Source organism: Gilvibacter sediminis (assembly GCF_028561565.1).
Lineage (GTDB): Bacteria > Bacteroidota > Bacteroidia > Flavobacteriales > Flavobacteriaceae > Gilvibacter > Gilvibacter sediminis.
On sequence record NZ_JAQQTE010000001.1, the window covers coordinates 53412 to 75283 of the forward strand.

Consider the following 21872-nt stretch of genomic DNA (forward strand, 5'->3'; position numbering starts at 1 on the left):
TTAGTAGTGACATTTTCCACATTCCAAACCACCGTTCTGTGCAGCGGTAAGTGTAGGGAAGTCATACTCTTTAGAAAGCGACTCGTGAATTTTCGCGTAGTACTCGTTACTTTCTAGTTTAACATTGGTTTCGCGGTGACAGTTGATACACCATCCCATAGTAAGGGAAGAATATTGATACATGATCTCCATCTCCTCCACAGGACCGTGACAGGTCTGACACTCAACACCCGCAACAGTTACGTGCTGGGAGTGGTTGAAGTATGCGAAATCCGGAAGGTTGTGGATTCTCACCCACTTAACCGGCTTGGTCTCTCCTGTGTAACGCTGGTTGTCTCTATCCCAACCTACTGCGTCGTATAATTTTTGAATCTCTTTGTTGTAGTCGATCTGGTACTCAGAAATACCCTCTTGGTAGGTCTTGTCTCCTACTTGAGCAATGTTCTTGTGACAGTTCATACACACATTCAAAGAAGGAATTCCAGAGTGCTTACTCTTGCGAGCAGAACTGTGACAGTACTTACAGTCAATCTGGTTAGTACCGGCGTGGATTCTGTGCGAGTAGTGAATTGGTTGTACCGGAGCATATCCTTGATCCACCCCTACTTGCATCATCCATCCGTAAGCGAAGTATCCACTAGCTAGCAGCAAGAAGATAGCGCTTACTAAAACTAAGAACTGGTTCTGCGCAAAAGCCTTCCAAATTGGCAAACGCTCAGCGCGCTCCTTGTCTTCATATTCAACACCGTTAGCAACGGCAATTCTTTTCAAAGTCTTGTTAACCAAGTAAAGCATGATGGCCAACATCAGGAACACTAAGGCGAGAACCGCCAAAATGATGTCGCTGGAGATTCCTCCTCCACCACCACCTGCAGCGTCTGCAGTCGCACCAGTTGGAACAACTGGCGGCGGTTTTGGCGTGTAGGTGTAAGCAATGATGTTGTCAATGTCCTCGTTGGAGAGTGCCGGGAAGGCATTCATCACAGCTCCGTTGTACTCCGTAGAGATTGCAACGGCTCTGGCATCACCAGATTTGATCAGCTCTTGAGAATTGCGGATCCATTTGTAAAGCCACTCTTTCTCGTATTTGTCTCCAACTCCAAAAAGAGCAGGACCCGTTGCTTTGGCATAGAGCTTGTGACAAGATGCACAGTTGGCGTTGAACAATGTTTTTCCAGCAGCAGGGTCTCCTCCGAGATCAGCAGCGGGAGCAGCATCGGCAACAGCATCAGCAGCAGCTGGCTCTTGACCAAAAGTTAAGGTTGAAAACGATAGCAGTAATGCTAGTAAAGTGAGTGATAATCTGGTAGTTAACGAACGGTGTGTCACCTTTTTCATACTTCAGGTTAATTATCGTCTTTTAAGCGGCTCTAAATCGGCGTTTTTAGTTAGTCAAAAAAGGCTATTTTAGGAGCCATAAATAACACGGCAAAACTACGACATAAAGTCGATTTTAAAAAGTGTGAACGGATTGTTAATCTACAATTTATAACGATTCTAAATAATAAAAAATAAAAGTAGTGAGTTATAAAGCTATACCTTTGCCAACACAGTGATTTACTAAGATGAAGAGTACAAAAAATAAATTGTTGATTTTGGGTCTGATAGCCCTGTTTTCGATCCAAAATATGACCGCCCAACAGGGACAGGTCACGGTCAATGAAGATCCGCAGATCGCGGAACTCTTAGACCTGAAAAAATCCATGGAGAAGAACAACAAATTGGCGGATGGATACACCATTCAACTCTATTATGGAGAGCTAAACACCGCTAATAAGACCTTGCGCCATTACAAGAATAGTTTTGCCGAATGGCCCGCAAACATTGAATATGAGACACCTAATTACAAGGTGTGGGTGGGTAATTTTAGCACACGTCTAGAGGCCGATCAGGCGCTAGTTAAAATACAAGAGAAGTTCCCGGCAGCCTTCCCGATCAAACGGAGTCGGGCTAAGAAAAAGGACGAATAAAGCACAAAAAAAGCGACCAAATGGTCGCTTTTTTTATTTATATGCTACTGTAATTACAGCTTCTTCTTAACAGCTACTTCTTGGAATGCCTCTATAATGTCACCCTCTTTGATGTCGTTATAGTTTTTGACTTGCATACCGCAATCGTAACCTTTAGATACTTCTTTTACATCGTCTTTGAAACGCTTCAAGGAAGCCAATTCTCCTGTAAAGATCACCACTCCTTCGCGGATCAGGCGAATACCTGAATTGCGATAGATCTTTCCGTTGGTCACCATACAACCTGCAATGGTACCGATCTTGGAGATCTTGAAAGTTTCGCGGATCTCTGCAGTTCCGGTGATCTCTTCCTTCATTTCTGGAGAAAGCATTCCTTCCATCGCATCTTTGAGATCGTTGATCGCATCGTAGATGATTGAATAGGTTCTGATATCGATTTCTTCCTTATCAGCTACCTGACGGGCATTACCCATTGGTCGTACGTTAAATCCGATGATGATCGCATCAGAAGCAGACGCCAAAAGTACATCGCTCTCGGTGATCGCTCCTACACCTTTGTGTAAGATGTTCACTTGAATCTCTTCTGTAGAGAGTTTCTGGAACGAATCGGTCAAGGCTTCCACAGAACCATCCACATCCCCTTTAAGGATAATGTTAAGCTCTTTAAAGTCTCCAAGTGCAATACGACGTCCAATCTCATCCAACGTAATGTGACGCTGTGTTCTAACAGATTGTTCACGCTGCAGTTGCGTACGCTTAGCAGCAATAGCCTTAGCTTCACGCTCGTCTTCAAAGACGTTGAATTTATCACCTGCCTGAGGCGCTCCATCCAAACCTAAGATAGACACCGGAGTCGCCGGCCCTGCCTTTTTGATGGATTTACCGCGCTCATCCTGCATGGCTTTTACCTTACCAGAGTGTTGTCCGGCAAGTACGTAGTCTCCAATTTCAAGGGTACCGGCTTGTACCAAAATAGTGGATACATAACCTCTACCTTTATCCAAGAAGGCTTCAATCACACTACCTACAGCCGCCTTGTCTGGGTTGGCTTTCAATTCTAGAAGCTCAGCTTCTAACAACACCTTTTCTAAGAGTTCATTCACTCCTTGACCCGTTTTGGCCGAGATGTCGTGTGACTGAATCTTACCACCCCAATCCTCTACCAAGAGATTCATTTGAGCAAGACCTTCTTTAATCTTATCTGGATTTGCCGTTGGCTTATCTACCTTATTAATAGCAAAGACGATTGGCACTCCCGCTGCTTGGGCGTGAGAGATCGCTTCTTTGGTCTGAGGCATGATGTCATCATCCGCAGCAACCACAATAATTACCAAGTCAGTTACTTGAGTACCTCTAGCACGCATCGCGGTAAAGGCCTCGTGACCAGGAGTATCAAGGAAAGTGATCTTTTGACCGCTCTCTAAGGTTACCCCGTAGGCTCCAATGTGCTGGGTGATCCCTCCGGATTCTCCAGCGATCACGTTCGCATCACGAATATAATCCAGCAAAGAGGTCTTACCGTGGTCTACGTGACCCATAACCGTTACGATCGGCGCACGTGGTACGAGATCCTCTGGTTTATCCTCAACCTCTTGAATTGCTTCTTCAATATCTGCAGTGACAAATTCTACCTCAAATCCGAATTCATCGGCAACAATAGAAAGAGTTTCTGCGTCTAGACGCTGGTTCATGGTCACCATCATTCCCAAAGACATACAAGCAGAGATGATCTGTGTCACGGACACGTCCATCATGGTTGCAACCTCACTAACGGTAACAAATTCTGTTACGCGCAGTGTTTTGCTTTCCGCTTCTGCTGCTGCCAGTTCTTTCTCCGTCTTTTCACGGTGAGAATCACGCTTCTCACGACGGTACTTGGCACCTTTTCCTTTGCTGCTCTTCCCTTGAAGCTTTTCAAGAGTTTCGCGCACTTGTCTTTGCACTTCTTCCTCAGACGGCTCCTCCTTTACAATTGGAGAACGTCTGTTTCCGCCGCGTCTATTATCACGACCTCCAGATGGTTCTTTACTGATACGACGGCGCTTACCGCGTTTCTCTCTGTTAGGCCCACCTTTCTTGTCGTCCTTGTTATCGGAATCTTTCTTTTTACGCTCTGGCTTCTTGAATTTGTCCAGATCGATCTTTTGTCCTGTGAAGTTAGGACCGTCCAGCTTTTTGTACTGGGTTTTTACCTTATCCGGTTTACCTGGCTCTGTTGGAGCCTCTTCTTTCTTGGCTTCTACTGGAGCAGCTTTCTTCTTCTCCTCTTTTTTCTCAGGAGCTTTAGGTGCTTTTGGGGCTTCCTTTTCAACTTTAGGAGCCTCCTGCTCTTTAACCGGTTCTGGCTGTGGCTCAGGCTCTGGGGCAGGGGTTTCCTTTTTAGGCTCTAGGTCAATCTTACCTACTGCCTTTGGCCCATCGAGCTGCGCTTTGGCTTTGATCACTTTGGAAGTCTCGCGTTGCTGCTTTTCTTCCAGTTCGCGTTCACGAGCCAAACGGAGTTCTTCTTTCTCCTTGCGCTTTTCTTCACCAACTTCTTTTGAGGCTACCTTTTTGCTCTTATCTGTTTGAAACTCGTCAAACAGAATTTGATATTCCTCTCCCGTGATCTTGGTGGTAGGGCGTGCCTCCACCTCGAATCCGTTTTCCTTTAAAAAGTCAACGGCACGATCAAGCGAAATATTAAACTCTCGCAAAACTTTACTAAGCCTCATTGTTTTTACTTCAGCCATAAAAATGCTTCTCTCTTAGCTAATTAAGAATCCGCAAGTTACAATTTACTCCTCGAATTCTTCTTTTAAAATATTCATTACTTCGACGATGGTTTCTTCTTCCAGATCGGTCATTTTCACCAAATCGCCAACTTCTTTTTCCAAGATACTCTTGGCGGTATCTAAACCTATTTTGCTGAATTCTGCGATGATCCAATCTTCGATCTCATCAGAGAATTCTCTTAATTCTACGTCTTCTTCTGCACCTTCACGGAACACATCGATCTCGTAGCCAGTCAATTGACCCGCCAAGCGAATGTTATGTCCTCCACGTCCGATGGCTTTAGAAACCTCCTCAGGACGCAAGATAACCTCAGCGCGCTTGTTCTCCTCATCCAATTTCATAGAAGTGATCTTGGCTGGGCTCAACGCACGAGAGATGAACAGTTGCAGGTTGTTGGTGTAATTGATCACGTCAATGTTCTCATTACCCAACTCGCGCACGATTCCGTGAATTCGCGATCCTTTCATACCCACACAGGCACCAACAGGATCAATACGGTCATCATAAGAGTCTACAGCCACTTTGGCCTTCTCTCCAGGAATACGCACTACTTTCTTAACAGTGATCAAACCGTCAAATACTTCTGGAATCTCTTGCTCAAAGAGTTTTTCCAAAAACAATGGGTTTGCACGAGACATGATGATCGCAGGCTTGTTGCCTTTGAGCTCCACGCTCTCAATGATTCCACGAACGTTCTCTCCTTTGCGGAAGAAGTCTGATGGAATTTGACGATCCTTTGGCAAAATGATCTCATTGCCTTCATCGTCCAACAAAATTACTGCACGGTGACGTATGTGGTGCACCTCTGCCGTATAAATCTCACCTTCAAGCTCTTTAAATTGCTTGTAGATGTTGGTATTGTCATGCTCGTGGATCTTAGAGATCAAGTTTTGACGCAGGGCCAAAATACTTCTGCGTCCAAGATCAATGAGCTTTACTTCTTCGGATACATCCTCGCCAACTTCAAAGTCAGGCTCAATCTTACGAGCTTCTGTCAATGAAATTTCCTGGTTCTCGTCTTCAACTTCGCCATCGGCTACAACGATTCGGTTGCGCCAGATCTCCAAATCCCCTTTATCAGGGTTAATGATAATATCGAAGTTATCGTCATCTCCGTACTTTTTCTTTAAAGCACTTCTGAATACATCTTCCAAAATCGCCATCAGGGTTACACGATCGATCAGCTTGTCGTCCTTAAACTCTGAAAATGATTCGATTAATGCGAGATTTTCCATCTGCTTATTCTTAATTAAAATTTGATCATCACTTTAGCTTCGGCAATATCGGCATAAGCCAAAGTCGCCTCTTTCTGCACAGTCACCTTTCCCTTTCCAACAGGTTTAGGCTCTCGGGTCTTCCAACTCAGGGTACACCCTGAATCGTCTGCAGCGGTTAGATCGCCTTCCAGTTTTTCTCCTTCGGCAGTCTTAACAACTAATTTGCGACCGATGTTCTTGACGTATTGTCTGGGCAATTCCAAAGGCGCCGTAGCACCTGCAGAAGTCACCTCCAACGAAAAATCCGTTTCTTCTCGATCCAAGTTGTGCTCTACCGCGCGGCTCATGGCAATGCAGTCTTCAACGCGCACCCCTTGGTCTCCGTCTATCACAATCTTGATCTGATTGGCCTCACCAATGTGCAGGTCTATCAAAAAAAGATCTGGGCGCTCCTCAAGCGCTGCTGAGACAAGATCGGTTACTTTTTCTTTGAACATGGTCTATAAAAAGAGGGGACTTTGTGTCCCCTCATAGTTCGTTATTCCCTATAAATGCGCTGCAAATATAGCAATAATATTTGAGACTTAAAAGCCATTAGCGCATGGGTTTATTTCGTATTTTCAATCGTAGATAAAAACCACAAACATGCAACGAATCTTAGTGCCCACAGACTTTTCTGAACAAGCAGAGTACGCATTAAAAGTAGCTGCGGACCTAGCCAGAAAACACGATGGAGAAATTTACCTCCTTCATATTTTAGAATTACCCATTCATCTAGCCAACTCCGGCAGCAGTGAACATCTGCCTGAATCCCTGTTTTTCATCAAGCTTGCCGAGAAGAATTTCAAAGAAATGGAGAACAAACCCTATTTGGAAGGTTTGCGGGTTCATCAGGAAGTAGCCTATAACGAGATCTACGCAGGTATTCAAGACGCGATCAAGGTCAATGAAATTGATCTCATTGTGATGGGGTCTCACGGAGCCAGTGGCTTTAAAGAGATGTTCATTGGCAGCAACACAGAAAAGGTGGTGAGGACTTCTGATAAACCCGTGTTGGTGATCAAGAACGATCACGAGGATTTTGACATCAAAGATTTTGTATTTGCCACAGACTTCTCGGAAGAATGCAGACTTCCTTTAGATAAGGCTTATAAGTTTGCGCAAAGTATGAATGCAAAACTACACTTGCTTTTTGTGAACACCGTAAGTGATTTTAAAACTTCTGATGAAGCCCTGACAATGATGCGTACCTTTATTAAAGGGATGGGATTGGAAGATTACAGCTTGAACATTTATAACGATCACTCTGTAGAGAAAGGTATTTTGAATTTCGCCAAAGAGACCAACGCACAATTGGTAGGAATGTCAACGCACGGACGCAAAGGATTATCTCACTTCTTTAATGGAAGTATTAGTGAAGACCTGGTAAACCACGCACAGCGCCCGGTGATTACCTTTAAAATATAAAAAAAGGGATCACCCTCACGCAATCCCTTTTTACCAAAGTGTTTGTATCACAATAAGTTTAAACTGTAGGAACGTGATATAAACGTTTTTCTATTTTTCTCTTTTTCACAGTGATGGTCTTCATCAAGTCCATGATGGAAGCGTCTTTACTCTGCTTGTAGATCTCATTGAGTCCAAGTACCAAGGCCTTAGCTTCTCTTGAAGCTTTTACCCGATCACTTGTAGACATGTGGCTCATCTTTCTGCTGAGAAACTCTTGGGCTTTATCAAATAGGCTCATAGCTTAAAATTTTAGTTGAGTAAAACTAACTATTGTTCGCCTTGAAAACTAGAATTTTAGCTTTTGTTTAACTTATTAGGATAAAAACTAAACATAACTAAATCTTATACCAACTATTGCCTGTGTTTATAAGCTATTCCAATAGCGCAGCATCTTCCTGATTATCAGGCTCTTCTATAGGGTGTTCTGGAAGTAATTCGATCCCTTTTTGTAGCACTAAATTGTTGGGCAGGGTAAGGTATTCTCCAGAGTCTGTGGTCATGTATAGGTAAAAACCCGTAATATCGGTGACCACACCTGTCCAATTGTAGTCTTTATCGATCACTTTTATACGATGACCAATACGTACCGGATGATTAAAAAACAAGATCACACTAGCCGTTAAATTGGACAGTATTGACCACTGCGCAAAAAAGCCAACACCTAAGACAGCCAAAATGGAACTGATAAATACGGTGAAATCTTCCAGCTTCAGTCCCCAGACCACGGCTAAAACAATGGCTGCTAGACTGTAGACCAATATATAATGTAGATTCAAGACCACTTTACGGCGGTTACCGTCTAAATTCCGCAGTACAGAAAATCTACGCAGAAACAAGCGTCCTAAGACGATAGCTATGAACATGGCTACCAATACTATAGCGGTCCAAATGAGTTGATGTGTCAACATAGTGGTTGTTTTAGCGCTCAAAATTACCTAATAGAAGGATTCAATCGGTGATGTTTTTTCTTACTTTGATACAAAGTATTGATTTACATGCTTTTATGGTGAGTTAATTTTTTCAAAAAAAATTTCTAAAATGTTTTTTGGATTTGATTTTTGATTTTATTTGTACCCAGATTTCGTCATCATAGCGAGATCATTAGTCAAACATTATGTACCGTGTTTTCAAACTCGGGCTTTTGAAAATTAGGAAGTCAAATTCAAAAGCCGCTTTACGGATAAAGCAACGAGTTTTAGGGCTAACTTCCGTTGAACCTATTTTAAGACCGCAAGCCATTTCTCCTGCGGCCGTTCATCTTTTTTACATACGGGTGTGAGTGCATTATAGACCTCTGAAGTTTATAATTATCAATTGCATTTAACATCACAATGAAAACAAAATACATCGATCTGATCGATCAAACCTATGTATTCCCTCAAAAGGAATTTCAATTAAAAGAGAATCAGCTTCAATTCCACGGAATTGACCTTATGAAGATTGTGGCAGAACACGGCGCACCGCTCAAGTTCACTTATCTCCCTAAGATCTCTGAGAATATCAACTTGGCCAAAAGTTGGTTTGCCAAAGCCATGGACAAACACAACTATGCCGGGAAATATTATTACAGCTACTGTACTAAGAGTTCACACTTTAAGCACGTCTTGGACGAAGCACTTAAGAATGATATCCACATAGAGACCTCATCGGCCTTTGATATGGACATTGTTAAACACTTAAAGGCAGAAAAGAAGATCCGCAGCAAGACCTTTGTGCTTTGCAATGGCTTTAAGCGTGACCAGTACATTCAAAATATCGCTGATTTCATCAATAGCGGGCACGAGAATTGCATTCCGATCATTGACAACTTTGAGGAAACTAAGTTGCTCTCTGAGGCTATCAATTCAAAGTATAAAATTGGTATCCGCATTGCGTCAGAAGAAGAACCCAAGTTTGAGTTCTATACTTCTCGCCTTGGTATTGGCTACAAGAATATTGTTCCTTTTTACGAGCAGGTCATCAAGCAAGATCCAAAGGTGGAGCTGAAAATGCTGCACTTTTTTATCAACACGGGAATTCGCGATACGGCTTACTACTGGAACGAGCTGCTAAAATGCCTCAAGGTGTATATCGCCCTCAAGAAGGTATGCCCAACTTTGGACAGCTTGAACATTGGTGGAGGCTTCCCTATCAAGAACTCTTTGGCCTTTGAGTACGACTACGCTTATATGGTGGATGAGATCGTCCATCAGATCAAAGCTGCTTGTGCTGAGGCTGGAGTAGCGGTTCCAAACCTTTTTACAGAATTCGGCAGTTTCACTGTGGGTGAAAGCGGAGGCGCGATCTATGAAGTGCTTTACCAGAAGCAGCAGAACGATCGCGAGAAATGGAATATGATCAACTCGTCTTTCATCACTACGCTACCTGATACTTGGGCTATAAACAAGCGTTTTATCATGTTGCCTTTAAACCGTTGGAATGATAGTTATGAGCGTGTTCTTTTAGGCGGATTGACCTGTGACAGCGACGACTATTACAACTCAGAACAACACTTGAACGCCATTTACTTGCCTAAATACAGCAAGTTAAGACCGCTCTACATTGGATTTTTCAATACCGGCGCGTATCAAGAGAGCATTGGTGGCTTTGGCGGATTGCAACACTGTTTGATTCCCCAGCCTAAGCATCTTTTGTTGCAGCGCAATGAAAAAGGAGCATTAGAAATCTCTGTGTTTAAAGAACAACAAAACTCAGAAGACTTTATGAGTTTGCTCGGCTACAAGAAAGCCACAGAAAAAAATAATTCAACGACTTCAGATAGACTCTGGACTCACCTCTATTCTTAATCATGAAAACAAAGAAGACCTTTGCCGGAATCCCGGCAGAATTTGCCGGATACGACGCGGCGAAGATTGTGTTATTACCCGTGCCTTACGACGGCACCAGCAGTTGGATCAAAGGCGCAGACAAAGGCCCACAAGCATTTTTGTCTGCAGCAGAGAACATGGAACTCTACGATATTGAAACAGATTCTGAAGTGTACAAACAAGGAATCTATCTGCACGAGTCTCTAGAAGGTTTTAACCGTGTAGACGATATGGTTTTACAAGTGTATCAAACCACTAAAAAGCAGCTACACAAGAACAAGTTTGTGACCCTAATGGGTGGCGAACATAGCATCTCTATTGGAGCCATGCGTGCCTTTAACGAGCACTTTGAAGATCTGACTGTACTGCAATTGGATGCTCATGCAGATCTGCGAGCGACTTATGAAGGCAGTCCTTTCAACCACGCTTGTGCTATGCATGAGATCAATCAAATGGCCAATTTGGTTCAAGTTGGGATTCGCAGCATGGACAGTTCTGAAAAATCAGAGATGATCGAGGATAACGTATTCTTTGCTCATGATATGGCTAACGATGACTTTTGGATGGAAGAAGCCCTAGCTCGTATGAGTGATAATGTTTATATCACTGTGGATCTGGACGCTTTTGACCCTTCTATCCTACCGGCAACAGGAACACCAGAACCTGGTGGACTTTTATGGTATGAGACTTTAGAATTTCTGCAGAAAGTATTTAAGAACAAGAACGTAGTTGGTTTTGACTTGGTAGAACTTTGCCCGATGCCTGGACAACAGGCTTCAGAATTCCTGGCGGCAAAACTCTACTACAAAATGCTGAGTTACCAATTTGCCGATACTCCAGCTGACGATCAAGAAGAAGGCGGCTATTACCAAGAAGAGAAAAAACATCAAAACGCATTTGACGATGACTACGACGAATACTAAAGGAGCTGTTCGCCAATTTATCGAACAAAACTATTTGCACTTTAACGCTGCGGCTTTGGTAGACGCCGCAAAGGGTTATGAACAACAATTGACTGACGGTCATAAGATGTTGGTCTCCTTAGCGGGTGCCATGAGCACTGCGGAACTAGGCAAGAGCCTTGCCCCAATGATCCGTGCAGATAAGATCCATTTTATTTCCTGTACCGGGGCCAACTTGGAAGAGGATGTGATGAACTTAGTAGCACACAGCCACTACCAACGCGTTCCCAATTACCGCGACCTTACTCCAGAGGACGAGTGGGCGCTTTTGGAAAAAGGACTTAACCGCGTAACGGATACTTGCATCCCAGAAGAGGAAGCCTTTAGACGCATTCAAAAGCACATCGTTGAATTGTGGAAAGAAGCCGAAGCTAAGGGCGAGCGTTTGTTCCCGCATGAGTTCCTATACCGACTGCTGCTCTCTGGTGTTATGGAGCAATACTATGAGATTGACGCAAAAGACTCTTGGATGCTGGCAGCCGCCAAAGCTAATCTGCCTATGGTTGTTCCGGGTTGGGAAGACTCTACCCTTGGGAACATCTTTGCCAGCTATGTAATGAAAGGTGAGCTCAGAGCCAGCACCGTAAAATCTGGGATCGAGTATATGACCTTTTTGGCCGATTGGTATACCCAACAAGGCGATAAAGGCGTGGGCTTCTTTCAAATAGGTGGTGGAATCGCTGGAGACTTCCCAATTTGCGTAGTACCGATGCTGTATCAAGATATGGAACAGACTGAGACTCCTTTTTGGAGCTACTTCTGTCAGATCAGTGATTCTACTACCAGTTATGGCTCCTATTCTGGCGCTGTACCTAATGAGAAGATCACTTGGGGTAAACTCGGCATAGATACCCCGAAGTTCATCATAGAGAGTGACGCCACCATTGTGGCTCCGCTCATCTTTGCATACTTATTAAACCAATAATTCCAACAACGTAAAAACTACAAACATGCAACGCGTTATTGTTGATTATCAAAAAATGAAGCAAGAGGTTATGGATCTCTTGCTCTCCCAATACCCTGATGGTTATGACACGGATCAATTGATCCAATTCAAAAACAGCCAAGGACAATGGGTCTATTGCTTGGAGGTACTCTCTGAAGAGACCATTTATTTAGTAAAGGTGAGTCGAAAACTAGACGAGGCCATAGACCGTGCTTTGGCTGAGGATGACGACGACTATTACGACAACTCCGAGCAGCAAACGGATTACTCAGATTACAGCGATGATTTCGAATACGCTTAAGCAATGGGCGGCTCGAGCCGTAGTTGAAAAGCACACCGCCTTTGCCTGCCATATGGCTTTGGGATTCAATCTCAAAGAACTCCAAAAGAAATGGGCAGACAAGGTTTTGCACAGTGATGCTGATGGCATTCTGTTAGGGTTTGACACCGGTTACGCCGCTGTGTTTCGATACGGCGTTGTAGTGCATTGGAAGCTCAGTCCTCGCAGACGCGAGATCTTAGAATCCTATCTAAAAGCGCATAGCAGAGGTCTTATGCCAGCCAAAAATTGGCGTAAAGACCAACTGTTGTTGGCCGTAAATGAACCCAATATCTCCGTCAATTATGAAGAGGTTGTATTGGATAACAGCAGTACCGAGATGGTACACTTGGTACTGCTTCATTTGGCGCAATCTGTTGCTTTGGACAGTTTTTCATATTGGTCTGAGAAACTCCTAGAGGACACGCGCAGACACACCACGGAGTTGGAACTCAAAGGTAAGATCAGCCTAAAAGGGACTAAGCTTAAAAAGTATATCGGGAAAGTACTCAACTTGAGAAACAAGGTCTCTGAGAACCTGTATATCATAGATGCCCCGGATCTGGTATGGGACGATCCCGCTTTGGAAGCCTTGCACAAAAAGCTCGTGCTTCGTTTTGATCTCAAGGACCGTTACAGAAGCATACAAGAACAGCTCAGTATTGTCAAGGAGAATCTAGACCTGTTCAAAGAGCTTAGCTTTCACCGCGAAAGCAGCACCTTGGAATGGATCATCATACTGCTCATCCTCATTGAGGTGATCGATATGTTCATTATGAAATAAAAATGGAGCGCTCAAAATCAAAAATTCACGATTTTGAGCGTTTTTTCGTTAAAATGGACCCAAAATTGATCATTTTCTTGCTTTTTTGATCTATTTTCTTATGTTTTTATTCAAAATTGTATTGAATGAGACAACTCAAAATTACCAAACAAGTCACCCTAAGGGACTCAAAAGCCGTTACGGCTTATCTCAATGAAGTAAGCAAGATACCGATGATCACTGCAGATGAAGAAGCAGAACTTGCTGTCCGTATCAAAAACGGTGATCAACAAGCTTTAGACAAATTGGTGCGAGCCAATTTGCGCTTTGTGGTTTCTGTTGCCAAGCAGTATCAAGGTCAAGGCATGAACCTCTCAGATTTGATCAATGAAGGAAATTTGGGATTGGTAAAGGCTGCCAAGAGATTTGACGAAACCCGTGGATTCAAATTTATCTCCTATGCAGTATGGTGGATCCGTCAATCGATCATTAGCGCCATCTCTAACCGTGGACGCATGATCCGTCTTCCCAGCAACAAAATAGGAGCCTTGAAAAAGATCTATCGCGCTTATTCACATTTAGAACAAAATTATGAGCGACCTCCTACAGCGGCAGAAATTGCCAATGAGATCGACATGAATGTTGAGGACGTAAAACTCAGCATGAAGAACTCCGGAAGACACCTATCCATGGACGCTCCAATTAAAGAAGGTGAGTCTACCGATCGCTACGAACTCACCAAATCAAAGGACAGTCTAAAACCAGACGAGTCCTTAATGCAGGAAGCCTTGCAGACAGATATGGAAATGGTCTTGGATGAGCTCCCAGGAAGACAAAGCGATATCCTAAAGATGTATTACGGACTGGGCAATACGCGAGCTGTAAGCATGGGTGAGATCGGAGAGATCTTTGGTATAACCAGAGAGCGCGTAAGACAGATCAAAGACCGCGCTATTCGCAACTTACGCCGCAAATCCAGCACTGCGACTGTGCTTCAAGGCTATTTAGGATAGTCCATCAAACAGAAAGAAAACTCAATAATAATTCATAAAACAAGCATGATTAAAGAAAACAATGCAACTCCCCTATCAGATCAAAAACCAATTACAAATAACCTTTCCAACAGCCTAGGTGCACGAGTAGGACGCAGAAGACCTGCAAGACCCGCTCTTAAAACCTTATCAAGGCTGACCAAATCTGCTATGATCTAGCAACTGGCTCCCCAATATATCGAAACCCCGATACCTTGTATTCGGGGTTTTTTTTGATCCCTATTGGAAGGAAATATCGGATTGCTCACGCAGCAGGTTAAAAACTAGAATTTTAACATCTATTTTTATTTAGATTTATTTTAAATAACAAATTTCTGGTGTACATTTGTCCTGTAGAAATTCACAGACATTTACAGATCCATATCTAAACCCAAAGCACTATGTGTCATTCAGTCAAGGTACTTACTAAAAATGTTAACGGAGAGCTCGCTTATTGCGAAAATTGTAGAAAGTTTCAGCTTACCTTCAACAACCTTTATATGGAATTCAACGATGAAGAATTGTTGAATTTTGAGACGTACTTGACCAACATCAATGTGGATTATTGGGATTGTCAATATGAAAACAGCACCCGAAAACGCATCATTCCTATACATACCATGCAGAAGAATCTGTCGCTAGTATTTAGCAAACAAGAGTTTGATGCGCTACAAGAATTGGTATGCCTAAAAAACAAAGAACCGCAAGATTCACTTACGGTTCTGGATATAGATTATACGCTTTTACTAAACTAAGCGCTCACGTGTTCTGGCGCCCAAGAAGAGCATAACACGCCTGATTTTGCTTGAGACGGATGCGCGCATGCAGAGTTTCCAAACTTTGCACAGGAATCGCAACTCGCGTCATTATTGAGAGACGCTTTCATTTCGAAACGCTCGCAAGTATAATTTTGTCCTACTTGTACTCCGTGTACTTTACAGTTATCATTAAGCACTAAATTCGCGCAATTAATGCAACTGTGTCCTAGTGTTATAGCCATCTTTTTTCAGTGTTGATTTATTCAAACTTACAAAGAGCAGCCTTTAGATTGAATTTAAATAACTGATTTTGTGCTATTTCTGTTTAGACTGATTTAAGATAAGGGGTGTTTTCTTCATTCAATCAGTATCAACAAAAGTATTTAATTGAAAAACCCGGGCTCTCGCCCGGGTCCGCAGTGGAGCCCATTCACCTGCTCCACACACTAAATCAAAAAATACGAACACTCAATTTTCACTAACTATACTGCGTTCGTATGCTTTAAATGCGTTTATGTTTCGGGCATGACTTAGAATTAAGAATAAGCTGCCCAAAACGGTCATGACCACTTCTAAGGTCTCCCCGATCTCAAATCGGCTGACCACCAACAAAACAATACCGATAATCGCCATACGGATTGGCGTGTGATTTTTATGCTTCAAAGCGCTTCTGCCCAAAGAGAATACCGCCAAAAAAATCCCAACGGCAATGAATCCCATTTCAATCATTGGGTTCTCTAAAAAGCGCAAGCCAGCCAAAGCGGTTATTCCTAGCAAAAGAGGCACTAGTGCGCAGTGTAAGGCACAACAGATGGAGGTGGTGATTGCGAGTTTGTCTATGGTATGTTTGTTCATGTATCTTCGGCTCAAACCAGTTGGTATTATTAATTAAATCACGAGATGATTGAACTCAGAACTACTTTATAAAAAAGACAGTTGAGATTTAAAGGAAGTATGGATTGCCTCAACAACAGTGATAGGTTGTAGTAAACCTATAGGCCTGACCAAGGAATATACCTTGCATGCAAATTTATTTAGTTGTAAAGCTTATCCTTAAAGGACAGGTGGTGGCCTATTGCGGAGTCTGTCGGGAATGACATAACGATAAACAGGAGCAGCATAATCGCTGTTTAGATCGTCCGAGACGGCCTCTATTGTTTGTGGTAAAGGGATTTCAACAGTCGCAGGAAGATCCAGATCATTGGAATCTTCTGTGACTTGAATGAGCTCACAAAGTTCACATTGGTGAAGATCGGCATCATCAGCAAGGTGTGTAACCGCATGTGCATTGCCTACTCTCAGTAATAAGAAAGCAGATAGAAAGAGTAGACTGATGATATTTTTAGCTCTTAAACTCACTTACAGTAAAAGTAAGCATTCTGAGAAAAGGAGAATAAAAGTTGTGTTAATTTTCTTGAGATGATGATTAAGCATAAGCAAGCGGCCAATGAAAGCTCGCCTGCAATAAGATTGTTTTGGCAATGCCAAAGTTCATTTCATTTTTTATTTGACGGCCTACTTTTTTGATTATATTTACCCCCAATGTTCTAAGACAAACTGTGTTATCACGAAAGGTGGAGGGAATAGACCCTATGAAACCTTAGCAACCCTTTGCCCAGCAAAGAAGGTGCTAAATTCTACTGCTTATGCAGAACAGATAACGGAAAATAAACTTTCCTCTTTCCTGATGACCTTAACTAGAAACAATCAGGAATGCCAGACATTTTTAACGAACTACAACAACGAATACTCGTGCTTGACGGAGCCATGGGTACCATGTTGCAACGCTATGAGTTTTCTGAAGAAGACTTTCGGGGAGCGCGATTCAAAGACTACCCCACTCCACTAAAAGGAAACAACGACCTACTTTCCTTGACCCAACCTCACGCTATTGCAGAAGTTCACAGTCAATACTTGGAAGCTGGGGCCGATATCATCTTGACCAACACCTTTTCATCCACCACGGTGGCCATGGCCGATTATCAGATGGAAGAGCTGGTCTATGAACTCAATTTTAAAGCTGCAGAGATTGCCAAAAAAGTTGCTAGAGAGTTTAGTTTAAAAGACCCAACTAAGCCCAGATACGTGGCTGGGTCTCTAGGACCGACCAACAAAACGGCAAGCATGTCTCCTGATGTCAATGACCCCGGATATAGGGCCATTAATTTTCAAGAGCTTTTTGAGGCCTATAAACAGCAGACAGAGGCCTTGTTAGACGGCGGAGTTGATCTTTTAATCGTGGAAACCATTTTTGATACCCTTAATGCAAAGGCGGCTCTTTTTGCCATTTCTGAAGTTAAGGAAGAACGCAATCTAAAAACGCCCGTAATGGTTAGCGGTACCATTACCGATGCCTCCGGACGTACTCTTTCTGGCCAAACCGCCGAGGCTTTTCTGATCTCCATAGCCCATGCAGATCTGCTATCCGTTGGATTTAATTGTTCCCTGGGCGCCTCTAAACTACAGCCTTATTTAGAGTCAATAGCCGCAAAAACCAACTTGGCTATTTCTGCCTATCCAAACGCGGGTTTACCCAATGCCTTTGGTCAATACGACGAGACCGCAGAAAAAATGGCAGCGCAAATACAGTCTTATTTGGATAACAAATTGGTCAACATTGTTGGCGGCTGCTGTGGGACAACTCCCGAACACATTAAAGCAATAGCCCAACTCACCCAAGGCCGCGAACCAAGACCCCTAATATCATGACAGAAACTGCTCCAAAGTACTTAAAGCTCGCTGGGCTTGAGCCCTTGATCATTACCCCAGAAAGTAATTTCATCAATGTCGGGGAACGCACCAATGTTGCCGGTTCTCGTAAATTCCTGCGTTTGATCAAAGCCGGGGAATTCCAGGAAGCCGTTGAGATTGCACGCCATCAAGTAGAAGGCGGTGCACAGATCATAGACGTAAATATGGATGACGGCCTTATCGACGGCAAAACGGCCATGGTGACCTTTTTAAATCTGATCGCTGCGGAACCAGACATTGCCCGAGTTCCGGTAATGATAGACAGCTCCAAATGGGAGATCATTGAAGCCGGCCTCCAGGTGATTCAAGGCAAAGGTGTGGTAAACTCCATAAGTCTTAAAGAGGGCGAAGCTGAATTTATGACCCAGGCTAAAAAGATCAAAAGATACGGAGCGGCCGTCATTATCATGGCCTTTGATGAAGTTGGACAAGCGGACAACTTTGAGCGCAGAATTGAGATCGCAAAACGTTCCTATGACCTCTTGGTAGATCGCGTTAAATTTCCTCCTCAAGACATTATTTTTGACTTGAACATCTTCCCAGTGGCCACAGGGATGGAAGAACACCGCAGAAATGCGGTGGATTTTATTGAAGCCACCCGTTGGGTCAAAGAGAACCTACCCCATGTTAGTGTAAGCGGCGGGGTGAGTAATGTGTCCTTTTCCTTTAGAGGGAACAATACGGTTCGAGAGGCCATGCATTCGGTATTCTTGTTTCACGCTATACAGGCAGGGATGAATATCGGTATTGTGAACCCGGCCTTATTAGAGGTTTATGATAGTATTCCTGAGGATCTTTTGGAGCATGTAGAGGATGTTATTTTGGATCGACGTGACAATGCCACAGAACGCCTTTTAGCCTTTGCAGAGACTGTTCAGGGCACAAAAAAGACCAAAACGGTGGATCTTGAGTGGCGCAAACAGAATCTTCAGGAGCGCATAACCCATGCCTTGGTCAAAGGGATCGATGCCTTCATTGTGGAAGATGTAGAAGAAGCTCGCCTACTCAGTCAGCGCCCCTTAGATGTAATAGAAGGACAATTAATGACCGGAATGGGCGTAGTTGGCGATCTGTTCGGTTCTGGTAAAATGTTCCTGCCTCAGGTGGTCAAATCTGCCCGAGTCATGAAAAAAGCCGTGGCCTATTTGAATCCTTTTATAGAAGAGGAGAAAAGTGAGAAACAGCAGTCGCTTGGAAAAATTTTAATGGCTACGGTAAAAGGTGATGTACACGATATAGGCAAAAACATAGTCTCCGTGGTCTTGGGTTGCAACAATTACGAGATCATTGATCTGGGCGTGATGGTACCGCCGGAGAAGATCATTGAAACTGCCATTGAGCAGCAGGTTGACGCCATTGGACTTTCTGGTTTAATTACCCCTTCCTTGGACGAAATGGTCTTCCTGGCTAAAGAAATGGAGCGTCATAATTTGGCCATTCCGCTATTGATTGGAGGTGCCACAACATCTAAAGCACATACCGCCGTTAAAATAGATACGCAATATAAACACGCTGTTGTGCACGTCAATGATGCTTCAAGAGCAGTAACTGTGGTTGGCGATTTGCTCAATGAAAGATCGGCTGAAAGTTACACAGCCAATCTCAAGGAGGAATATGAAAGCTTCCGAACCAAGTTTTTAAATCGAGGGAAACAGAAGAGCTACATTTCCTTAGACGAGGCACGCGACAAAAAATACAAGATTGATTGGAGCACTTTTAAGCCTGAGGCTCCAAACTTTGTTGGGATCAAAAAGATCACCTCCACTACCCTAACTGATTTACTGCCATTCATTGATTGGAGTCCCTTTGTTAGAAGTTGGGATCTTCACGGTAAGTTTCCGGACATCTTAACGGATGATATTGTTGGTCAAGAAGCCCAACAACTCTATGCAGATGCTCAGGAAATGATTACTCAACTAATAGCAGATCAAAGCTTGGAAGCTCGGGCGGTCTTTGGAATTTTTCAGGCCAACTCTATAGATCACGATGACATTATAGTGCGCGAGCAAGAGCAAGAATTGGCACGATTCAGAACCTTGAGGCAGCAACTTAAAAAACGAGACGGCGTCCCCAATTTGGCGCTCGCTGATTTTATTGCTCCGCAAGACTGTGGAATCACCGATCATATTGGCGCATTCTGTGTGAGTATTTTTGGTGCTCAGGATCTGGCAGATCGCTACAAGCGTGAGCATGACGATTACAACGCGATCATGGTCCAAGCCTTAGCCGATCGTTTTGCGGAGGCCTACGCAGAATACCTGCACCGAGAAGTACGCAGGAAGCACTGGGGATATGCCGCAGGGGAAGATCTGGATAACCAAGGACTCATCCAGGAGGCGTATCGGGGGATTAGGCCTGCGCCCGGCTATCCGGCCTGTCCAGATCATTTGGAAAAAGAGACGCTTTGGTCGCTTTTAAAAGTTGAAGATAACATTGGAGTGAGCTTAACGGAGAGTTTGGCTATGTGGCCAGCGGCCTCTGTATCTGGCTATTATTTTGCGCATCCGGAATCCAAATATTTTGGTTTAGGTAAAATAACCGAAGATCAACTCATCAATTACGCCCAACGCAAAGGAATACCGCTAGAAAAAGCAGAAAAATGGTTGCACCCCAACCTCGCCATTGGGTCGCGTTAGCGATTGCAGCGGAAAGCCCACAGCTTGCGAGGACTTGCAGCGAAAAGCGCGACCTGCCAACGGCAAGGGAACGCCAAAACAAAAATAGAACATGAAAGTAACTGACCATATAGCCAATGCCAAAGGGAACCCACAGTTCACCTTTGAAATTTTACCGCCCTTGAAAGGGCAAAGTATTGATGCGATCTTTGAGAGCATTGAACCTTTGATGGAGTTTAAACCGCCGTTTATTGACGTGACCTACCATAGGGAAGAGTACGTTTATATTCCTTTGGAAGATGGCCTTCTCAAGCGACAAGTGGTGAAAAAGCGCCCCGGAACCGTGGGAATTTGTGCCGCGATACAGAACAAATATCAAGTAGATGCAATTCCGCACATTCTCTGCGGGGGCTTTACCAAAGAAGACACGGAGAACTTTTTGATAGACTTGGACTTTTTAGAAATTGACAATGTGGTGGCCTTGCGAGGCGATGCCGTAAAAAATGAGACCTATTTCTCACCAGAAAAAGACGGACACACCTATGCGGTGGATTTGGTGAAACAGATTGATCAGCTCAATCACGGGTCCTATTTGGACGTGGAACTCCAAAATTCTGCCTGTACAAACTTTTGCATTGGTGTGGCGGGTTACCCGGAAAAGCATATGGAGGCTCCGAATTTAGAAAGCGACCTGCACTTTTTAAAGAAGAAGGTAGAAGCCGGAGCCCAGTACATTGTGACTCAGATGTTTTTTGACAATGAAAAGTATTTTGATTTTGTAAAACGCTGCCGAGCAGCCGGAATTGAGGTGCCTATCATTCCAGGGCTAAAACCTTTGGCCACTAAAAAACAGCTCAACTTGATTCCGCACCGTTTTCATGTAGACCTGCCTGAGGCGTTGATCAAAGAAGCTATAAAATGCAAAGACAATGCTGCTGTGCGGCAATTGGGCATTGAATGGTGTAGCGCTCAAAGTAAAGAGCTAGTCGATCACGGAGTCCCAGTGCTCCATTACTACTCCATGGGTAAAAGCGATAACATTCGGCAGATCGCGGAGCGGGTTTTTTGATTGGAGGCGTCCGAGCGAAAACAGCAAAGTCCAGTGGACTTTGCCAGCGAGGAGCGTGACTGCCGCGCTGGAGTGAGAGCCCACGTTGATACAATTAAAGAAAGGCCTTAAACTTGCGTTTAAGACCTTTCTTGAAATATGTTGGCCCACTAGGGCTCGAACCTAGACTCTTCTGAACCAAAATCAGACGTGTTGCCAGTTACACCATGGGCCAATTCCATAATGAGTGCGCAAATTTAAGACAAGTTTTGTCTTCTACAAACAAAAACTGGAAAATTTAGCCTCTTAAAGATACGCTAAAGTTCTTGTGAAACCTTAGGGTAAATATTTCCAAGAGTATAAATATTATTACCTTCGCTGGGAGTTTAAAAACCACAGGT

At 43.7% G+C, this 21872-nt stretch carries 20 protein-coding genes, 1 tRNA gene and 1 riboswitch; of the genes, 12 read left to right on the forward strand and 9 right to left on the reverse strand.

Annotated features, from left to right (window positions below; genetic code table 11):
• Positions 1–1338, reverse strand: coding sequence for a c-type cytochrome (locus POW22_RS00200; RefSeq protein WP_272830339.1), 1338 nt, complete (start codon positions 1336–1338; stop codon positions 1–3).
• 290 nt (positions 1339–1628) lie between these two features.
• Here POW22_RS00200 and POW22_RS00205 point away from each other — a divergent pair, with 290 nt between their 5' ends.
• Positions 1629–1970: an SPOR domain-containing protein gene (locus tag POW22_RS00205; RefSeq protein WP_272830340.1), complete on the forward strand. Its 342-nt coding sequence runs from the start codon at positions 1629–1631 to the stop codon at positions 1968–1970.
• A gap of 53 nt (positions 1971–2023) precedes the next feature.
• Here POW22_RS00205 and infB read toward each other — a convergent pair whose 3' ends face one another.
• From infB to rimP, 3 genes are read right to left on the reverse strand one after another with little or no spacing between them, the layout of a single operon-like run.
• Positions 2024–4702, reverse strand: a complete 2679-nt coding sequence (infB, locus tag POW22_RS00210) for a translation initiation factor IF-2 (RefSeq protein WP_272830341.1) — start codon at positions 4700–4702, stop codon at positions 2024–2026.
• Between the two features lie 45 nt (positions 4703–4747).
• Entirely contained in the window at positions 4748–5980 is a 1233-nt protein-coding gene (gene nusA / locus POW22_RS00215) for a transcription termination factor NusA (protein WP_272830344.1), read from the reverse strand.
• A 14-nt stretch (positions 5981–5994) separates the two neighbouring features.
• Positions 5995–6459 (reverse strand): ribosome assembly cofactor RimP, encoded by a 465-nt coding sequence (gene rimP / locus POW22_RS00220; protein ID WP_272830346.1) that lies wholly within the window; start codon positions 6457–6459, stop codon positions 5995–5997.
• A 148-nt stretch (positions 6460–6607) separates the two neighbouring features.
• On the opposite strand from rimP, the gene POW22_RS00225 reads away from it, so the two are divergent.
• On the forward strand, positions 6608–7429 hold the full coding sequence (locus POW22_RS00225; protein ID WP_272830347.1) for a universal stress protein: 822 nt from the start codon (positions 6608–6610) through the stop codon (positions 7427–7429).
• A gap of 58 nt (positions 7430–7487) precedes the next feature.
• Here the strand turns inward: POW22_RS00225 and POW22_RS00230 are convergent, their stop codons facing one another.
• Both POW22_RS00230 and POW22_RS00235 read right to left on the reverse strand, forming a co-directional pair.
• Complete coding sequence (locus POW22_RS00230) at positions 7488–7709, reverse strand: hypothetical protein (RefSeq protein WP_272830348.1); 222 nt, start codon at positions 7707–7709, stop codon at positions 7488–7490.
• A gap of 133 nt (positions 7710–7842) precedes the next feature.
• The gene (locus tag POW22_RS00235; RefSeq protein WP_272830349.1) at positions 7843–8379 is read right to left on the reverse strand and encodes a mechanosensitive ion channel domain-containing protein; all 537 of its coding nucleotides are present in this window, start codon (positions 8377–8379) and stop codon (positions 7843–7845) included.
• A gap of 423 nt (positions 8380–8802) precedes the next feature.
• On the opposite strand from POW22_RS00235, the gene POW22_RS00240 reads away from it, so the two are divergent.
• The 7 genes from POW22_RS00240 to POW22_RS00270 all read left to right on the forward strand — a co-directional run bounded on the left by POW22_RS00240 (position 8803) and on the right by POW22_RS00270 (position 15054).
• Entirely contained in the window at positions 8803–10257 is a 1455-nt protein-coding gene (locus POW22_RS00240) for a type III PLP-dependent enzyme domain-containing protein (protein WP_272830350.1), read from the forward strand.
• A gap of 2 nt (positions 10258–10259) precedes the next feature.
• Complete coding sequence (gene speB, locus POW22_RS00245; protein ID WP_272830351.1) at positions 10260–11201, forward strand: agmatinase; 942 nt, start codon at positions 10260–10262, stop codon at positions 11199–11201.
• On the forward strand, positions 11182–12165 hold the full coding sequence (locus POW22_RS00250) for a deoxyhypusine synthase family protein (RefSeq protein ID WP_272830352.1): 984 nt from the start codon (positions 11182–11184) through the stop codon (positions 12163–12165). The genes speB and POW22_RS00250 overlap by 20 nt, the downstream gene beginning before the upstream one ends.
• 25 nt (positions 12166–12190) lie before the next feature.
• Positions 12191–12487, forward strand: a complete 297-nt coding sequence (locus tag POW22_RS00255; protein ID WP_272830353.1) for a hypothetical protein — start codon at positions 12191–12193, stop codon at positions 12485–12487.
• Positions 12468–13289, forward strand: a complete 822-nt coding sequence (locus POW22_RS00260; protein ID WP_272830355.1) for an RMD1 family protein — start codon at positions 12468–12470, stop codon at positions 13287–13289. The genes POW22_RS00255 and POW22_RS00260 overlap by 20 nt, the downstream gene beginning before the upstream one ends.
• 125 nt (positions 13290–13414) lie before the next feature.
• Positions 13415–14281 (forward strand): sigma-70 family RNA polymerase sigma factor, encoded by an 867-nt coding sequence (locus POW22_RS00265; RefSeq protein WP_272830358.1) that lies wholly within the window; start codon positions 13415–13417, stop codon positions 14279–14281.
• Positions 14282–14700: 419 nt separating this feature from the next.
• Positions 14701–15054: a DUF6686 family protein gene (locus POW22_RS00270; protein ID WP_336407693.1), complete on the forward strand. Its 354-nt coding sequence runs from the start codon at positions 14701–14703 to the stop codon at positions 15052–15054.
• Positions 15055–15525: 471 nt separating this feature from the next.
• Here the strand turns inward: POW22_RS00270 and POW22_RS00275 are convergent, their stop codons facing one another.
• Together POW22_RS00275 and POW22_RS00280 are read right to left on the reverse strand one after the other, a co-directional pair.
• Positions 15526–15912 (reverse strand): MerC domain-containing protein, encoded by a 387-nt coding sequence (locus POW22_RS00275; protein ID WP_272830360.1) that lies wholly within the window; start codon positions 15910–15912, stop codon positions 15526–15528.
• 198 nt (positions 15913–16110) lie between these two features.
• Complete coding sequence (locus POW22_RS00280; RefSeq protein WP_272830361.1) at positions 16111–16416, reverse strand: hypothetical protein; 306 nt, start codon at positions 16414–16416, stop codon at positions 16111–16113.
• Positions 16417–16616: 200 nt separating this feature from the next.
• A riboswitch (SAM riboswitch) is annotated at positions 16617–16721 on the forward strand.
• A 49-nt stretch (positions 16722–16770) separates the two neighbouring features.
• On the opposite strand from POW22_RS00280, the gene POW22_RS00285 reads away from it, so the two are divergent.
• The 3 genes from POW22_RS00285 to metF all read left to right on the forward strand — a co-directional run bounded on the left by POW22_RS00285 (position 16771) and on the right by metF (position 21492).
• On the forward strand, positions 16771–17766 hold the full coding sequence (locus POW22_RS00285; protein WP_272830362.1) for a homocysteine S-methyltransferase family protein: 996 nt from the start codon (positions 16771–16773) through the stop codon (positions 17764–17766).
• Entirely contained in the window at positions 17763–20444 is a 2682-nt protein-coding gene (gene metH, locus POW22_RS00290; RefSeq protein WP_272830363.1) for a methionine synthase, read from the forward strand. Before POW22_RS00285 ends, metH begins: the two co-directional genes overlap by 4 nt.
• Before the next feature lie 91 nt (positions 20445–20535).
• Complete coding sequence (gene metF, locus POW22_RS00295; protein ID WP_272830364.1) at positions 20536–21492, forward strand: methylenetetrahydrofolate reductase [NAD(P)H]; 957 nt, start codon at positions 20536–20538, stop codon at positions 21490–21492.
• Positions 21493–21633: 141 nt separating this feature from the next.
• Here the strand turns inward: metF and POW22_RS00300 are convergent.
• Positions 21634–21706: transfer RNA gene (locus POW22_RS00300), tRNA-Gln, on the reverse strand.
• Positions 21707–21872: the final 166 nt, after the last annotated feature.

Coding starts and splice junctions, on each gene's coding strand:
- POW22_RS00200 (WP_272830339.1), bottom strand. CDS start 1,338: ATGAAAAAGGTGACACACCGTTCGTTAACTACCAGATTATCACTCACT.
- POW22_RS00205 (WP_272830340.1), top strand. CDS start 1,629: ATGACCGCCCAACAGGGACAGGTCACGGTCAATGAAGATCCGCAGATC.
- infB (WP_272830341.1), bottom strand. CDS start 4,702: ATGGCTGAAGTAAAAACAATGAGGCTTAGTAAAGTTTTGCGAGAGTTT.
- nusA (WP_272830344.1), bottom strand. CDS start 5,980: ATGGAAAATCTCGCATTAATCGAATCATTTTCAGAGTTTAAGGACGAC.
- rimP (WP_272830346.1), bottom strand. CDS start 6,459: ATGTTCAAAGAAAAAGTAACCGATCTTGTCTCAGCAGCGCTTGAGGAG.
- POW22_RS00225 (WP_272830347.1), top strand. CDS start 6,608: ATGCAACGAATCTTAGTGCCCACAGACTTTTCTGAACAAGCAGAGTAC.
- POW22_RS00230 (WP_272830348.1), bottom strand. CDS start 7,709: ATGAGCCTATTTGATAAAGCCCAAGAGTTTCTCAGCAGAAAGATGAGC.
- POW22_RS00235 (WP_272830349.1), bottom strand. CDS start 8,379: ATGTTGACACATCAACTCATTTGGACCGCTATAGTATTGGTAGCCATG.
- POW22_RS00240 (WP_272830350.1), top strand. CDS start 8,803: ATGAAAACAAAATACATCGATCTGATCGATCAAACCTATGTATTCCCT.
- speB (WP_272830351.1), top strand. CDS start 10,260: ATGAAAACAAAGAAGACCTTTGCCGGAATCCCGGCAGAATTTGCCGGA.
- POW22_RS00250 (WP_272830352.1), top strand. CDS start 11,182: ATGACTACGACGAATACTAAAGGAGCTGTTCGCCAATTTATCGAACAA.
- POW22_RS00255 (WP_272830353.1), top strand. CDS start 12,191: ATGCAACGCGTTATTGTTGATTATCAAAAAATGAAGCAAGAGGTTATG.
- POW22_RS00260 (WP_272830355.1), top strand. CDS start 12,468: ATGATTTCGAATACGCTTAAGCAATGGGCGGCTCGAGCCGTAGTTGAA.
- POW22_RS00265 (WP_272830358.1), top strand. CDS start 13,415: ATGAGACAACTCAAAATTACCAAACAAGTCACCCTAAGGGACTCAAAA.
- POW22_RS00270 (WP_336407693.1), top strand. CDS start 14,701: ATGTGTCATTCAGTCAAGGTACTTACTAAAAATGTTAACGGAGAGCTC.
- POW22_RS00275 (WP_272830360.1), bottom strand. CDS start 15,912: ATGAACAAACATACCATAGACAAACTCGCAATCACCACCTCCATCTGT.
- POW22_RS00285 (WP_272830362.1), top strand. CDS start 16,771: ATGCCAGACATTTTTAACGAACTACAACAACGAATACTCGTGCTTGAC.
- metH (WP_272830363.1), top strand. CDS start 17,763: ATGACAGAAACTGCTCCAAAGTACTTAAAGCTCGCTGGGCTTGAGCCC.
- metF (WP_272830364.1), top strand. CDS start 20,536: ATGAAAGTAACTGACCATATAGCCAATGCCAAAGGGAACCCACAGTTC.